Genomic DNA, 16,676 nt, shown 5'->3' with positions numbered 1-16,676 from the left:
AATAGGAGTTTGCTATGAATTCAGTAGAAAGTACGAGTAAAAATTCTAAAAATATAACTAAATAACACATTGAATCCTATGAATACATTATTTCATCTGGCTTTTCCAGTGCACGACCTTAATCTGGCCAAAGACTTTTATCAAAATAAATTGGGTTTTTCTTTAGGAAGGGAATCACATCATGCCCTCATTTTTGAGTTTGGTAATCATCAAATTGTGGCGCATCAAATTGAAAGGCTACCACCCTTACAAGATGGCATTTACCCACGGCATTTTGGATTAATTTTTCTAGAGCGGGATGAATTTGAAGACTTTCAAACCAGAATTCAAAGAAATGGTATTTCTTTTGAAATTCCATTGAAAACACGTTTTAAGGATACTCGTATTGAACATCAATCCTTTTTCTTAAAAGATCCCAGTAATAATTTATTGGAATTTAAGCACTACCGTTTTTACTCCGCTATTTTTGGTGAAAAGGATTGTAAAAGCATAGGGGAGTCCGCTTCAGATGAAAAATAAAAACAGACTTTTCGATTCCACGGCTTATGAATGCAGGCCTATTTCCCAATGGAATGTGTTGTTCAAAATTTTGGGGCTTTATGACGGAAAAATATAACTTACTTGAATTAGAGGAACTCTTTTCTAAAAAATTTATTCAGGCGCTCCATGGCGATATTAAGTCAACACGTCATTCTTGTGAAGTGAATATGGATGTGTTCGAAGCGATGATTTTCTTCTTACAACATCGAGAATTTTGCCCCTATTTAAATTTAGAGCAAATGATTAAAGGCGCCCTAAACATGGTGGTTTCGCTTCAAATTTCTAAATACAAAACTCTTTCCCCTTCTTCTGTAGGAGGGGATACCTATCAAAGATATATTGAAAGAAGTAAGGACTGGCTTAAGAACTATCACAAAGCGTTAAAAGCCCTGAAAAGTCAGCAAATACAATATTCCGAGGTTTGGATGTTGGTATTGCCAGTGATTCAGAGAGCAACCAACAGCCCTTTATATATAACTCCCTATGCGTCTTATACTTTAGCTGTTTATTTTGAATACTTAAAGGCGCTTGATGAAAAATTTGATCCTCCAAAGATACCGGCATCAGAAAAAAGATGCAGTCAATTGTCACCTGAAAACTTTTTTATTTTGAATCAAGTGTCCCCTCTGTCTCGATTGTCCATGTTTGCAATCACTAAAAGTAACCTTAAATTTAACGGTCTCCCTATCGCTTTAAAGGACGAAATCCAATATCTCTCGCTAAAGGAAAAAGAAAGCACCTCTTCCAGTTGTCGCTGTATTGTTATTTAATTACCTTTGCCTTATATTTTTTTCAGGATTTAACTTGCCAGAGTAGTGATATAGCCTAGAGGTTTCACTTTAGGGGCACGTGCAAAATCTGCCGGTGCAATAAACCCTGACTTATCGTAATCGATTGTTATGCCAATAGATTTGTAGCAGATATAAACATATTCAGAACAGATAAATGCTTTTTGTGAAATGACTTCTGGGCTTGCTTTATCAAAACCAAAGGCGTGCATTCCGATTCGTGCAGCAATCCTAAGTATTTCTTCAGTATTGTAAGGAAACCCCAGCAAATCAATTGCTTGTTTGGAAAGATTGTGTAGGGAGTCTGTTGGAAAATCTTGATAACGAGCCAACATGAGCCTTCCTGGATAACCTTGGCCGCTTCCATTGTAATTACGGACATAATTGCTTAGGGGAACAGTGCGCACCCCAACGGTTTCAACACTCTCCATAACCATTATTCGATCCACCGCAACTAAATGTACAATAAAGGCAATATGACTCCACACACTGTTCGTAGCACCCTTAATCATGGTCGACATTAATGAATTTCCTGAAGCAAATAGAAGGTCCCCTGTTTTAATAGAGTTTCTTATCTGTTCATAATTGGTCACATCGACATCGGGAAAACCGTCCATAGTTACTCCGGTGAAAGATCTAATAATAAATATAACCGGTAGGACTCTATTTTAAAAGTTTAAAAAGGAAATAATCATGATGTGGCTAAGTTGAATATCCAATAGCGTAATCATACAATGTTTCTATTAATTAGGATTATCTACCCCAAGGATGACTTCGTGCGGTTTCTTTTCCCCATCAGTTTATTCTTAAGCGCCGTTCTTTTATTCAGCATTCAGCCTATGGTAGCTAAATCTTTGTTGCCCGTTTATGGAGGGAGTCCTGCCGTATGGACGATCTGTATGCTTTTTTTTCAAATCCTGTTATTAGTCGCGTATGGATATGTCTCAGTGCTGGGAATTTTTTATAATCCTCTGATATGGCGCATCACACACATAGTACTTGTAGTCCTGAGTTTATTTGCCTTACCTCTTGCTTTTCACCCCTTATATCTTCATGAATCCCCTGAATGGAGCATCCTCTCCAGTTTACTGGCCCAATTAGGAGTGCCTCTACTCATTATTGGTGCATCAGCTCCTTTATTACAATTTGCATACAGCCAGACCAAGGAAAAAGATGCTGCTGATCCCTATTTTCTATATGCAGCTTCTAATTTAGGGAGTTTGTTGTCTTTATTAGCTTACCCTTGGATGGTGGAGCGTTTTATTGGATTAAAAAAACAATTTTATTTGTGGAATATAGGGTATGTTCTTTATGTCCTTTTGTTATGTTGTCTCATTGGCATCTATCGTTATCAACCCTTGAAAGAGCAAAAAGGGGTATCAGAAGCCTGGCCTTGGCAAAGTATTTTCTATTGGGTTTTTTTAAGCTTTGTTCCTTGCAGTTTAATGCTTGGAGTAACTCTATATATCACTACGGATATTGCGGCAACACCCTTATTTTGGGTCTTGCCTTTGGCTTTGTATCTGCTCACTTTTGTACTGGTATTTCAAAAAAAGTCATGGGTTACTTTGCCCTGGATTTCACGAAACTGTATTTTTTTTCTAATTTTTCCCATGATTGGTTTTATTTTAAATTCAGGACAAATGAAAGTTTGGCATAACATTTTGTTTCATTTATTAAATTTTTTTATTTTATCTCTGCTTTGCCATCGTCAATTATTCATCAGCAGGCCTAAACCTCAATGGCTCACTTTATATTATTTTTGCCTTGCATTGGGTGGGGCACTCGCTGGAATATTTAATGGAATTTTGGCTCCGCATTGGTTTGATCAAATTTATGAATATCCTTTGGCTATATTATTGAGTTTATTTGCTTTACCGAAGCGATCAAAAGGTAATAATTTTTGGATTCCCTTGGCAGTTTTGGTTATTCTGCTGTTGCACTACAGCCTTATCGGGATCCATTGGCCAGGAGGGCTATCTTCTTTCCAAGTATGCGCTCTTGCCGCACTCATTGTCATTGTGATATGGCAAAACAATAAGAGCAGTTTGATTTTATCTTTATTTATTTTATTTACTTTTATTTTTTCTCCCTTATTACAGGAGGATGCCATTTTATTACAAATTCGAAATTTCTACGGAGTAAAAAAGGTGATTGATAAACAAGGCATCCATGTCTTGATGAGTCAGTCAACAATTCACGGATTACAAGCCATGGGGGAAAAAAAACCAAGTGGCTTAACCTCTTATTATGGGGTGAGTGAGCCAATCGTTGCCATCATGCAGCAGACAAGGAGTACTTTGTCAGCAACTATTATTGGCCTCGGTATCGGGACCATGATTTGCCAATTCCGGAAAGAGGATCAAGTCAAAGTCGTAGAGATTGATGAACAAGTGATTGATCTTGCTAAAAATGATCAATTATTTACTTACCTAAGAGATTGTCCCGCAAAGGTAGATCTTATTAAAGAAGATGGGAGATTGGCTGTAGAACATTTATCCAACAACTCCCAAGATTTATTGGTGATTGATGCCTTCAATTCAGATGCAATCCCCGCTCATTTATTAACTCTTGAATCATTTATCCTATACCAGCGAAAAATGAAGAAGGAAGGGGGTATTTTGATTCATTTAAGTAATCGGCACTTGCAATTATTGCCAGTCATTAATGCAGCGGGTAGAACCTTAGAGTTGATGGTCTTATATGTCCATAATCCAGGGAATCTAAAATTAGGTCAATTTAATTCGGAATGGGCGTTCTTAACTTCTAATGAGCATCTGGCATTGCAACTGTTAAAAGAAACGAATTGGAAATTCAATGCAAGCAATGAACAGTTTCTATGGACAGATGATTATTCTAATTTAATTCCATTATTCAAATGGTGAGCTAGAGCATACAACGATGCTCGGCCGTCACCGTATTTTGATTACGAACAATCAAATTTAAATTTCAGCCAAATTACCTTTGTTCTCTAACCAGAGTTTTCTATCGCCAGCTCTTTTTTTATTCAACATCATATCCATTATTGCTTCTGCACCAGCCTCATCTTCCATGGTTAATTGAATCAACCTTCGAGTATTCGGATCCATTGTCGTTTCCCGAAGTTGCAGAGGATTCATTTCCCCCAAACCTTTAAAACGTTGAACATTGGCTTTTGCTCGTGTTTTTTGTGCCAATTTATTTAAAATACGATTTTTTTCCTCTTCATCCAATGCATAATAAACATCTTTATTTGCATCAATTCGATATAGGGGCGGCATCGCTACAAATACATGCCCAGCCTGGACTAATGGCTTAAAATGGCGTACAAATAAAGCGCAAATTAGCGTGGCAATATGTGCGCCATCTGAATCAGCATCAGCAAGAATACATATTTTACCATACCGAAGACTGCTCAGATCTGAAGATCCCGGATCTACACCGATTGCAACAGAAATATCATGAATTTCTTGAGAGGCCAGTACCTGAGACGAATCCACTTCCCAGGAATTAAGGATTTTACCCCGTAAAGGTAAAATGGCTTGGAAATCTTTATTACGTGCCTGTTTGGCTGATCCTCCAGCGGAGTCCCCTTCTACTAAAAACAATTCAGCTTGAGTCAAATCAGTCTGGAGGCAGTCAGCCAATTTACCAGGAAGGGCAGGACCTTGGCTTACTCTTTTACGAGCTACTTGTTTGGCTTGTTTTAAACGTTTTTGTGCCCGTTCTATTGCCAGAGAGGCAATCGCTTCTCCCTGATTTCTGTGTTGATTAAGCCATAAAGCAAAAGCATCTTTGACGACATTACTGACAAATGCAGAAATTTGGCGTGAACTGAGTCTTTCCTTGGTTTGGCCTGCGAATTGGGGTTCTTTCATTTTAACGGATAATACGTACTGGCAAGGCTCCCAAAGATCATCTGCTGTAAGCTTTACTCCTCGAGGCAATAAATTTCTAAGTTCGCAAAACTCAGCCATCGCATCGAATAATCCGGATCGAAGGCCATTAACGTGGGTGCCGCCCTGAATCGTAGGAATTAGATTGACATAACTTTCATTAAAACCGCTCGAGCCGCCGCCAGACCACACTAAAGCCCAATCTACAGTTGCTTCGTCGCTCCTAAACTCCCCGCTAAAGGGTTCTTCAGGTAAGTAATCCCCATCAGGTAATGATTGGTTTAAATAATCCACAAGACCATGTTCGTAGCACCAGTGCGTTTCCTCATTGCTGGCCTTATTAATAAAAGTCATGGATAAGCCAGTGCATAGGACAGCCTTTGCTCGAAGCACATGCATCAAATGTTTCAAAGAAACACGGGTAGTATCGAAATATTTTGCATTAGGCCAAAAACGGATAATCGTCCCGGTATCCCTTTTCTTGGTAACACCCGTTTCATTCAGTTCGCAGAGTTTTTCACCATTGGCAAAAGACATCTGATAAATAATTCCATTCCGTTTAATGGTCACATCAAGACGTTCAGAGAGTGCGTTCACTACTGAAACACCTACTCCATGCAATCCCCCTGAAAAACTATAGTTTTTATCTGAGAATTTGCCGCCCGCATGAAGTCGAGTCATAATCACCTCAACCCCACTCAAGCCTAACTGGGGATGTAAATCAACGGGCATACCCCGGCCATCATCTTCCACTTCAATAGAGCCATCTTCATGAAGTGTGACGCGGATGTTACTCGCAAAGCCAGCCAAGACTTCATCCACGCTGTTATCAATCACTTCTTGTGCCAAATGGTTTGGACGGGTCGTGTCGGTATACATGCCTGGACGTCGTTGAACAGGTTCTAGTCCACTTAAGACTTCAATTGCTTGGGCAGTATAGTTTTCTGACATGGATATTTCTCAAATAAAAGTTGGATTTATTTTACCATATATTATGATACAGTAGGCGAAAGACGAAAATTCCTTTTGTAAATCTATTATAAAGATCCACTCCTGTGCAAGTGGAGAGATCAGGATGTTATTATTAACCCCCGGGTTTCAGCAATGCTTTATCCGGGAAAAGCAAAGAAGCTTTCTGGATTATTGTGTATTTATCATCCAGGTGAAACAGAAAATATATGCAAAAAAACAGTGCTGAAATTCATCAACTCTCTGTCGCTTTTCAAAACCACCATCATACGGTGTCTGCTTTGGATGAGATCAGCTTTAATTTGGAACCTGGTGAAACTTTGGTTTTATTAGGTGAGTCCGGTTGTGGTAAATCACTCACTTCTTTGGCTTTAATGCGTTTGCTGCCAAAATCCGGAGTTTATGGCGTCAATAGTATGATACATGTCGGGGACCAAGACATACTTGATTTACCCGAACAAATGATGCGGCAATTAAGAGGCCGCAAAATGGCCATGATTTTTCAAGAACCAATGACTGCGCTTAATCCCGTCATGACGATAGGCGAACAGATTTCAGAAGCTTTGCTCCAATGTCATACGTTCACTGCAAAAGAGTTGCATGAAGCATTGATATCTGTGCTTTCTGAGGTAGAAATGCCGCAACCCGAGGTCAAAATACACCAATATCCCCATCAATTATCGGGAGGACAGAAACAACGCGTGGTTATTGCCATGGCCTTAGCGTGTAAACCAGATATTTTAATTGCCGATGAACCTACAACCGCTTTAGATGTAACGATACAGGCACAAATTCTTTCTTTGCTTAAAAAAGTACAAAAAAAGCATCAAATGAGTTTATTGCTGATAACCCATGATTTAGGCGTGGTAAAGGCCATGGCCTCTCGCGTTTGTGTTATGTATGCCGGACAAGTTGTGGCGCAAGCTTCTGTCGATCATTTTTTTTCGCGGGTAAAACAACATCCTTATGTTCAACAGTTGTTGGCTTCGATACCATCTATGGCAAAACGTGAGGAAAAGCTTTCTATCATTCGTGGATTTGTACCCGCTTTGGATGACATGCCTTCAGGTTGCCGTTTTCATCCTCGTTGTATTTATGCTTTTGAACGTTGTTCTCTGGAGGAGCCGAAACTTCAGGAGCAAAAAGAGAGATTGGTGCGATGTCATTTATATCCCGAACTGGAGGAATTACCGCCTCTGCAAAAAAATAAAATAGGCTGGAAGGACGAAACTAATGAGACTCCAACCATACTTCAAGTCAATCATCTCACTGTTGTTTTTGTTCAGAAAAAAGGGATATTCAGCCATAATAAAACAAATTTTAAGGCAGTAGATGATCTGTCCTTTCATTTATCGAAAGGAAAAACATTAGCCTTAGTGGGGGAATCAGGATGTGGAAAAACGACAGCAAGTCGTGCTTTGTTGCGTTTATTGCCTATATCCAGCGGGGAAATCAATTATAAAGGACAGGATGTTTTGACACTAAAAGGACGTTTATTAAGAGAGTACAGAAAAAAGGTGCAAATTATTTTCCAAGATCCATTTTCTTCCATGAACCCACGGATGACTGTTGGTGACATTATTGCAGAAGGAATGCATGCACAAGGGCTAAAGCGTTCGATAATCAAGAAAAGACAAAAAGTATTGCTGGATCAGGTGAATCTGCCTAGCGGTAGTTTGCATCGCTACCCCCATCAATTTTCCGGTGGTCAAAGACAAAGAATTTGTATTGCCCGCGCTCTTGCTACAGAACCCGATGTTTTAATCTGCGATGAACCCACTAGTGCCCTGGATGTATCGGTGCAGGCTCAGATTTTAAATTTATTAAAAGAATTACAACAGGAAACTGGAATTTCCTATTTATTTATCACGCATAATATGGGGGTAGTTTCCTATATTGCAGATGAAGTATTAGTCATGAAAAATGGGAAAGGAATTGAGGCTGGGCAATGCGAAACTATTTTTAGATCTCCGAAACAACCCTACACGCAACAGCTCTTGAATGCGGTTTTAGATGTATTTTAATCAATTCTCAACTAAACCTATATTTTTTCATATTTTATTTATCAAAATCCTGATATATTTTGAGCATTATTTGAATAATAAGCTCTTAATATTGATTATTTGGAGGAATAGGGTTTCATGAAAATCACTCTGGACAACAATAACTTTAATCATGTCAGAGACTTTTTAGTTTACTTGCAAACCAACTACGAGCACGACAAATTATTTTCTGGTGAAGTCACCCTGCTTTTAGAATTAGAGGAATTTTCCCAAGAAAATTTTAATGAGCTGGCTCAATTCTTTTTAAATCCAGAGCGCCCTTTACTCTACAGGTTTGAATTTTCTCCACAACAATCAGAATATCAGTTAACTTTTGATAATTTATATCTGATCTGTAAACGACAAAAATTCTCTCATGAATTCCAGAAACAAATCATCGATTTAACTGGCCCATCAATAATTTCAACCCATCCCCCCAGTATTCGAAAAACCAAAAAAAACTGGGTTGAAGGAACCTATGCGCCACGTATTGCATTACAGCTTCAATATCCAACACCTTACACCATTAAAACGGAGCATCAAAAGCAAAGGGCAATCCCAAGAAAGCGGAAGAATGAAGAGGAACCCCACAATCAATATTCTATAGAAAATACTCCTTTGACAGACAATCTTAAGCTATCTCCGCTTGATGTACGTCCTATAACCGGTTCGTATCATCAGATTAAAATGGCATGGAAGGATGAGGAACAAAGACGCCGGTTTAAAACAGAGTTTCATGATTTGCTCGATAGCGGAACATTGCCTGAGCAACGTCAATCTGTTTTCATTTCTCTTTTATCACATTTTACGGGGTATGACTCCTCTAAACTGAAATGGATTAGATTATTACAGACACTGCCTCTATCTGATCAAAACTATCAAGGACTGGCCCAAGTGTTACTCCATACAGGGGCCGATGGTGTTTTGCTTTTACTACAACAATTTAAAGCATTACATGATAAAGAACTTTTCAAGGATTTTAATGATCTTTTTTTAGATAAACCGGAAAACTATCTAACCATTGTGTCCACAGAAGGCTTAAACAGTCTCAAAAAATTAACGGCGTTAAGTAACGAACAACACACATGGTGGGCTCATTTAGTTTCCCTCCATAAAGCTGCTGGAATTCCCACACAATTTGATGATTTATTTCTTGCCTATTCCTATTTTCTTGACCAATTAGATCAAAAGAACCTGACATTACCTTTAGCCTGCAGAGTAAAAAATAAAGGGCATATGAAGCATTCATTGGCTTGTATTCTTTATCTTATCCACAACAGCAGTGATCCTGAAGAGCAACTCACTTATTTAGATGACATTGATCTTGATGCTGCTTGCCTCGCCAGCCGTAATCATTATCAGCTCATTACACGAGAAATGAATCTATTAAGACTTGAAGAAGACATCCCTGATTTTTCGGTACCAAGGAATCCCCACGATGTCTATGCCTGGTTAGTGCAGATTGATCTTCCATATGATGAATGTCTGACTCGTTTTTATCGGTTTGTCGGTGTTCAGGAGTGGGCCTTTCAACATGAAGTATATCAAAGAATTGAGCAAGAAATTAGCAAAAACGATAAATTCAATCATAAAAATAAAGCATTATTATTGAATATTGCTCTTTTTTTGACAACAGGCAAGCACGCATGTTCTCAACTCGAGGACCCCTGCCTTCAATTTAAAACTTTAATAAGCCAATTAATCGCCTCAAATGACTTGAATGTGGATTTGAATCATTATCTATTCCCAATACTTAACACTTTTGCAAGATCTTTAGCGCACCTCAGTTGGGAATCTATGCCGTCTGCGGATGAATTCGTACGAATAATCGAATCATTGTTACGGACGCGGGAAAACAAAGGGATTGATTCAGAACAAATGAGTGATGAGTTTCAGAAAAAAATTGAACTTGTATTGGATGTTATTGCAATTTATGGACCTGCGGCTTATGCGATTTTAGATAATTATGAAAACCGATTTGCTGTTGAGAAAACAAAAGCCCTACCTATCCAAAAATTTGCTTTGTCCCATTTATTAAACCATTTAATTCCACCTTCCAAATTAAATCATTTTTTATCAGAGCGATTTCACGACCAACCGGAACCTTTATCTCAGTTTGTAACACTTCTGTCTTTGGTAAATGATAAAATACCCGAAGTGACACAAGATGAAGTAGACAATGAATTTGAGGCAAAAATCAAAATTTTGGCTCAGGAATTGCAAAATATACCTGCCGAGCGTCGCAAGCAAGTGCTTTCGATTTTCACAAACATCAAAATAGAAGATTCCTATCGCTTACCCACCCTGGATCAACTAATCAGTACAGTGAATAAAGTGGCTCAGGCTGATCTAATTTTAAATTCCATGCCCTCTGTCCCACATCAAACGGCTGCTATTTTACATATCATTCAAACAGAATTACCTGACTTGAAGATAGGGCACGAACCCCAAAAAGAAACAGAAATCAATCTTTTCAATCTATTGCTACAAAATTATGAAGAATGGCAGCTTGATGATAAGTTTGCGGCTTTTCCAGAAAAATTAAAAAGTTATATCGAACCCTGGATGCAAGCACATCTAGTTGTTTTGTATTATTTGCGACGAAAACCTGTTGTTCCCAGTGCTGTCTTCGATGCTTTGGTTGAAGAAGAGCAAGAAGTAAAGAAACTTTTAAACAGCAGATGGTTTGCCTGGACGCTCTCAGGATACCCCCAAGAAAAAATACAAATGACGCAACTCTTGGGAAGTGAATTTTTTAGTAAGCAATCTTTCTTGACTGTTCTGAAGGCCCGGCTTAAGGCCCTTTGTCAATCGAAATTAAATACTGCTTTAAAGTCGCTTCATGTTAACGATGTAGATTTCGTGGACTATTTACTTGGTTCTATTAAAGGTTTTGAAACTGATTTATCTAATGATAAAGTATTGATGGATTTAGAGCAGCAAATCGGTCATGTGAATCATTTGATCAGTACCCTCATCCTTATTAAAAATGAAAATAATATAGAATATCATCAATGTGTACCATTATTATCAGACATAACCAAGGTACTCAAATCCAGAAACATTGATTTCTCTCCGTTACATATCAATAATTTACTCTTAAGCTTAAGTCAAAGAACCCCAATCTCAGTCGTGTCTCCCCTAAAAATAATTAGTCACCTATTAAATACAATCCCCGAATATTCGCAAAAACAATTAGAAGATACTTTAAACGAGGTTGCATACTTAACGACATTTGAAGAAGAGCTTGGGCAGGAAGCCTATGTTAATTTATTGCATTGTTCCGTGGCTCATAATCTATCCCAAAAATCGGTACTTCCATTAAACCAGTTAATAGGAATGAAGTCTTTTCCTGAAATCGATAAAAAGGAATCCCAGGAGTTATTCACTGCGTTAATTGATGTCATCAAAGCAGCTGGTCCTGAAATCGATGGTCAGGAATTGAAGAAAGTCATTGATAAAACCTCAATGATGATTCAAACGAAGACCACCCTGTTAACACGGGTGCCTTTACTAACTTTATTGTTGAGAACATGTGTCAAAGGAAGTCATGATGAGTTGGTTCGATACAATCATATTCTTGATACATTGAAAGATTTAAATGATTCTGAATTAAATAAATGGGCAAAAATACTACTTAAACTTGCAGAAGGGACATCGGAAAACAATATTCACCTGTTGCTGGATGTGGAAGCAGGCCTTGAATTAAATCCTATGCATCTCGATGAGTTGACTCATTTATTTGATTTTCCGCCATACCCCCATTTGAAATCATTTATAAAAATATTAAATGGTTATGTAAAAGATATCCCTGTTTATGCGAATGGGTTTGATAAAGATCCAAAATCAGGACGTGCCCCGCAAACCAATTCTTTTGGTATCATTTTAAAAGATTCGTCACAAATTATAGAGGAGCAGTTTGAATCTTCAAAAATGAAACAAAGCATTGCCCAAATTAAAAATATATTTGAAGATACTCCTTTGAATAGCCAGGAACAATATGATTTAGCACAGCAATTAACTTATGTGAATGCAATAGGGAAAGAGCAACCTTTCTCATTATGTGTAGGGACTGATTCAGCAACAAGCCCAATTAAAATTTATAAAAACTTAACTCAAGTTAGCCGTGCTGAGCTGCGTGAATTATCCAATACATTGATTGCTGCACTAAGAAAACAAAATTCTGATAATCATGAAAAGTTAAAGAACCAGTTGAAATTGCTTGCCGTATTGAGGGAACAATATTTTCGGGCTACAGGAAAATTTCCAGAACCTACCCAAATCCTCGCCATTTTAATTTCTTTAAAGAATCAAAAAAATCTTTTGATGGAAATCGATGATGAAGAGGGTAATCACATTTCGGCTGCCTTATTTGCCGTAATGCAATGGGTACAAGCGGATGGGGGCACAGTCGATGTTTGTGCTCCCAGTCAACATATACAGGACGAAACTTTTTTAAACCAAGACCAATATTTTTTTACTTCCCTGGGTATTACTTCGAGCAGCATTAAAGCGGGATCACCCAAAGGTACTTATCAAGTAGGAGGTATCAATTATTCTACTCCAGGTGATTTGGCTTTATATCGATCTCGCGCCAAAAAGGAAAATGAAGACTTAACGGCGTACAAAGAAGGACGTGTTTTATCCAGTAACTTAATTCTTTATGGAGCCGATTTTTCAGAATTTGACGAGAGAGTATTATTTAATCTTACATCTGGAACTGAAGATGAAGAAAATGATAATCCCTATGCCTGGGTTTATCCTTTGGTAAATCAGTTTATTCAGCAAAAAAAATTTAGATCACTTTATGAAACAGATGCTTGGAGCGAAGAAAAGGATATTACTGAGTTAAAGGAGTTCTTATACCTGCAGGCAGAGACAGGATGGCAGAAAAAACAATTAAACCTCCTGTCTGAAACTAAATATCATTTATGGTTAAATTCAGCGATTACAGCCCAAACTTACATTGAAGGGGAAGATTTTGTTATTATACCCTCAAAAACACCACACCATGTTGCAATCCCCCTGTCTCAAAAAAATCCACAGACTCACACGAGCTTTATGGAGCAACAATTTTTAGCGGCTCGCTTAGGATTAGAATATTCTGGTTTGGAATTTGATATTGAACCAGAAAGAACTATTGTCAATTCAGTTTCTTTTAAAGATTTAACTGATGATTATAAAAAGCAGGGACGTATTATTTATCTTTCCAAAGATCTATGCAAAAAAGAAAAGATAGCGCAACACTGTGCGCTGCTCGACGTGAATGGTGGCTTTCAATTGCAGGTTCATAGCAAAAATACAGCCTTACATCGGAAAAATATTACTAATCCAGAAGCTTCTCTGAATGCCATAAAAAAATATATTATTTGCGCTGAAAGTAATCAACCGGTAATTATTATTACAAAGAACCCTCAAGAACTAAGGAAGATTGAGAAAAAATTGAAAGCTGTTTTCCCTGAAAAGGACATTTCTGTATGTGATAAAGTTGGTTTGGACACTGAAAAGTGGGTTAAAAACCATTCAGGAAAGTACAATAAAATAACTCTCGTTTCTTCAGATGTGGTAGCGCGTCTTCAGTTTAAAACGAAATGCCCTGAAGGGTTTTTATCAATCCAAACCGACTTGGAAAATTCAGAGACAACGGAACAAATCATTCACTGTATTTCGGGAAAAAACAGACCGGGTAAGCACGTTGTCTTTTATGATCAACAAGGTTCATTCACCACAAAATTTTGGAATTATGAAACAGAGGGCGATCGTAAAAAAATGATTGCTGAAACAGCAGAACTAAAAAAGCTGCAGGATGAAGATCTTGCAGTGGCGCATGATTATTTGCAAAGGGTTTCCAGTATACAGCAAGTCGTGTTAGAACAATTTCAAGAATGGAAGGAGTTTTTGCATCTTGTTTATCCAAAATCAGAATGGAGCTTATTGGATGGGGAACTCTTAAGGAAAAGAAATGAATTTATTCTTTCTTTGAATGAGCAATGGGACAACTGTCGCCATCTGACTTCCTCCGGATATCCACATGCTTTTGCATGCCGGGATGCCAATAAACAAATCCAGACTGGGGCATTAGATGAGGCCCTGGCGATTTATGAAATCAGCGTGAATTCTCTTTGGGAGATACAGCGGGAATTTTTAAAAAATAAAGCCAAAAATGTCATTGTAGCAGACTCTATTAATGATCTGCGATGCCGCTATTTGGATGGGGTGTCTTTAAGAGAGCAAATTCAACTACATCGATTAACCCATAGAGACAGCAAAAAAGTTCGTCTTGCCGAGAAGAAAAAAGCGCGACGATATCTTGAATCCGGAATGGAAGTCAGCGGAGCCATGTTGCGGTTCGGTGATGGTGATGTTGAAACGAACCGCACAGCTTTTGCGACAAGCCAGGTGAAATTATTTGCTGCAGACATGACCCATATCATTAAGAATAACCGCTACTTAAAAAAATCGATCCGGGAAATTTTAGCGGAACAAGCTATGAATGCTCCCAATTTAGAAGTTCTTGTGGGTCTTTTAGTGGATTACGGTAATCGATACCTACCAGAAGCATGCTTTTCAGAAAAATATGCCATGCAACCTATAATTCAGGAATTGTTAAAGGTTTACCAAGAAGTGGGGCTTGAGGAAACAACCGATATCAAAGATTTAAAAAAATTCTATTTTGATAATGTAATCGAAGAAATTGTCGATGATCTGGAACACTCGCTTTCTTGGGCCATGAAGGAAAATAGGGGCTTAGGCTATTTGCTTGAACGCTCTGCGGTGACTGCTGCGGCCAACGAAATATTGCATGCTACCCATATCGTGAAAAAAGCAAATATTCAGGAACGACAACTGGCAATTAAGAATTTATACCAGATTTTAGCCAAACATGAATCAAAACTGGAAGGGCTATGGATATTTTCTTTTGGCCATAAGAATACCCGTACGCTCATTAAAAAAACTTTAACAACCCTCAATCAGGTAACCGCGTTGGGTTCCGAAAGCGATTTGGATGTCGACTTCATCCAAAGGTGTAAAGAAGAGTCTTTCTCTGGATTAATGGTAGATAGAATGCACACTACGATTACTACCATGGAGAAGGAAGACAGAACTTTAAAAAATGATGATGAATGGGACGTGATTAAAAAAACTTTAAACAGCACGCTAAGCGGCAACAAGACAATCTATGCTTTTCATGAAGCATATTTTTATCTCTCACAGAAGGTTGCTGAATTATCCAGAACAGGTTCTAAATTACATAAACAGGTGATCCAGCTACGAGGTGAAATCCGTATCCTTTGTGAGACATTCAGCCAGAAACACCCAGAATGGGAAAATCCAAATAAATACTTAATTGAAAAAGCGGAGAACTTTAAAGAAAAACTTAAGGGGTTTCAGGGTTTTGAAGTGAGTGAAGTTTACTTTGAGGAGGGCCATAATGGATATCGTGATTATTTTGATTTAGTTATTCAAGGTTCTGGTTCCCACCCTTTACTCCAGGATTTTACACAATATCATTCACGTAAACAGGAGCTTTCAAAAGAACGCGAGGTGATAGAGTTAAGATTGATTCAGGCAATGGAGCAACTTTCGAAGATAGAAAAGGTTATTAAAGAAAAATTACCTCTTCTTAAATTAGAATCCAAAGCTGCTGTAAATGCTGAGCAATTTCCCGAACAATTTCAGGAAGAAATAAAAAAAATCCTGACTATAAAAGCATGGATAACTGCTGATTTACCTCATGATTTGAGCGCTTTTTCTGATGAAATTCGTCAGTGTTTCCTTGATAGGGAATTAATGAAACAATTTAATTTTCCGAATTTAAAATCAGAAGAAATTGATCAAATTCAGGATATTATACTAAAAATTAATTTTAGAGATTTGCATGAAAGAATGGTCGATGGAACAAAACCGAAATCGATTTTTGGTAACATTTCTTCCTATTTTTCAAGCTATCTAATAACACCCGAAAATATGGAAGACTGGCGCTGTGAATTTGACATGCTACTAGAAAGGCCAAATCAAAAATTGCAAAATAATTTTGGCCCCAATCTAAATGAAAATTGGCATCTTCTTGCGACACAACTCGAACAATTACGTGAACAAATATCTGGTCAAGTGGAATCCCTAAAACAACAAATTTCTTTTATCGATGGTGCGATCAAAGAAGAAGAAAAAAGAGAATGTTTCTACGTAAAGCGGATTAATGGTATGGCTGAGCTGTTCGAGTTTGAATCTCAATTAATACTGATAAATAAGCATCAGGAAGCCAGAAAAGTTGCTGCTCTTTCACATAAAGAATCAGAACCTAAAACATTAGATGAAATTATCCCCCCGCAAATCAAAAATGTACTCCATAATGAGTCAATTAGTTTTGCATTATGATGGCTGATAGCGCTGAATCTCAGCGCGCCAAAAAATTATTCAAGATGAAAGTAAGTTGTCATCCATTCTCAATCTTTTCCCTT

7 protein-coding genes are annotated in these 16,676 nt (G+C 37.9%); 5 read left to right on the top strand and 2 right to left on the bottom strand.

Translation table 11 applies throughout. The annotated features are described in order from the left end of the window. The first annotated feature begins 78 nt into the window (after positions 1 to 78). Positions 79 to 519, top strand: a complete 441-nt coding sequence (locus BU07_RS0105540) for a VOC family protein (RefSeq protein WP_031564103.1) — start codon at positions 79 to 81, stop codon at positions 517 to 519. Between the two features lie 80 nt (positions 520 to 599). Next, positions 600 to 1,310, top strand: coding sequence for a hypothetical protein (locus BU07_RS0105535; protein WP_115262266.1), 711 nt, complete (start codon positions 600 to 602; stop codon positions 1,308 to 1,310). A 29-nt stretch (positions 1,311 to 1,339) separates the two neighbouring features. On the opposite strand, the gene BU07_RS0105530 is transcribed toward BU07_RS0105535, so the two are convergent. Continuing rightward, a complete protein-coding gene (locus tag BU07_RS0105530) occupies positions 1,340 to 1,945 on the bottom strand; it encodes a YiiX/YebB-like N1pC/P60 family cysteine hydrolase (RefSeq protein ID WP_031564101.1) in 606 nt (201 codons plus the stop codon). A 117-nt stretch (positions 1,946 to 2,062) separates the two neighbouring features. Between BU07_RS0105530 and BU07_RS0105525 the strand changes: the two genes are divergently transcribed. Beyond that, on the top strand, positions 2,063 to 4,213 hold the full coding sequence (locus BU07_RS0105525) for a spermidine synthase (protein WP_035899006.1): 2,151 nt from the start codon (positions 2,063 to 2,065) through the stop codon (positions 4,211 to 4,213). Positions 4,214 to 4,270: 57 nt separating this feature from the next. On the opposite strand, the gene parE is transcribed toward BU07_RS0105525, so the two are convergent. Next, positions 4,271 to 6,154: a DNA topoisomerase IV subunit B gene (parE, locus tag BU07_RS0105520; RefSeq protein ID WP_031564099.1), complete on the bottom strand. Its 1,884-nt coding sequence runs from the start codon at positions 6,152 to 6,154 to the stop codon at positions 4,271 to 4,273. 227 nt (positions 6,155 to 6,381) lie between these two features. On the opposite strand from parE, the gene BU07_RS0105515 reads away from it, so the two are divergent. Together BU07_RS0105515 and BU07_RS0105510 are read left to right on the top strand one after the other, a co-directional pair. Then, positions 6,382 to 8,196, top strand: a complete 1,815-nt coding sequence (locus BU07_RS0105515; RefSeq protein WP_031564098.1) for an ABC transporter ATP-binding protein — start codon at positions 6,382 to 6,384, stop codon at positions 8,194 to 8,196. A gap of 117 nt (positions 8,197 to 8,313) precedes the next feature. Further along, entirely contained in the window at positions 8,314 to 16,593 is an 8,280-nt protein-coding gene (locus BU07_RS0105510) for a hypothetical protein (RefSeq protein ID WP_031564097.1), read from the top strand. Positions 16,594 to 16,676: the final 83 nt, after the last annotated feature.

This window comes from Legionella wadsworthii DSM 21896 = ATCC 33877 (assembly GCF_000701265.1).
GTDB lineage: Bacteria > Pseudomonadota > Gammaproteobacteria > Legionellales > Legionellaceae > Legionella > Legionella wadsworthii.
The sequence above is the reverse complement of the archived record's forward strand: the minus strand, read 5'-3'. Positions and strand labels throughout refer to the sequence as shown.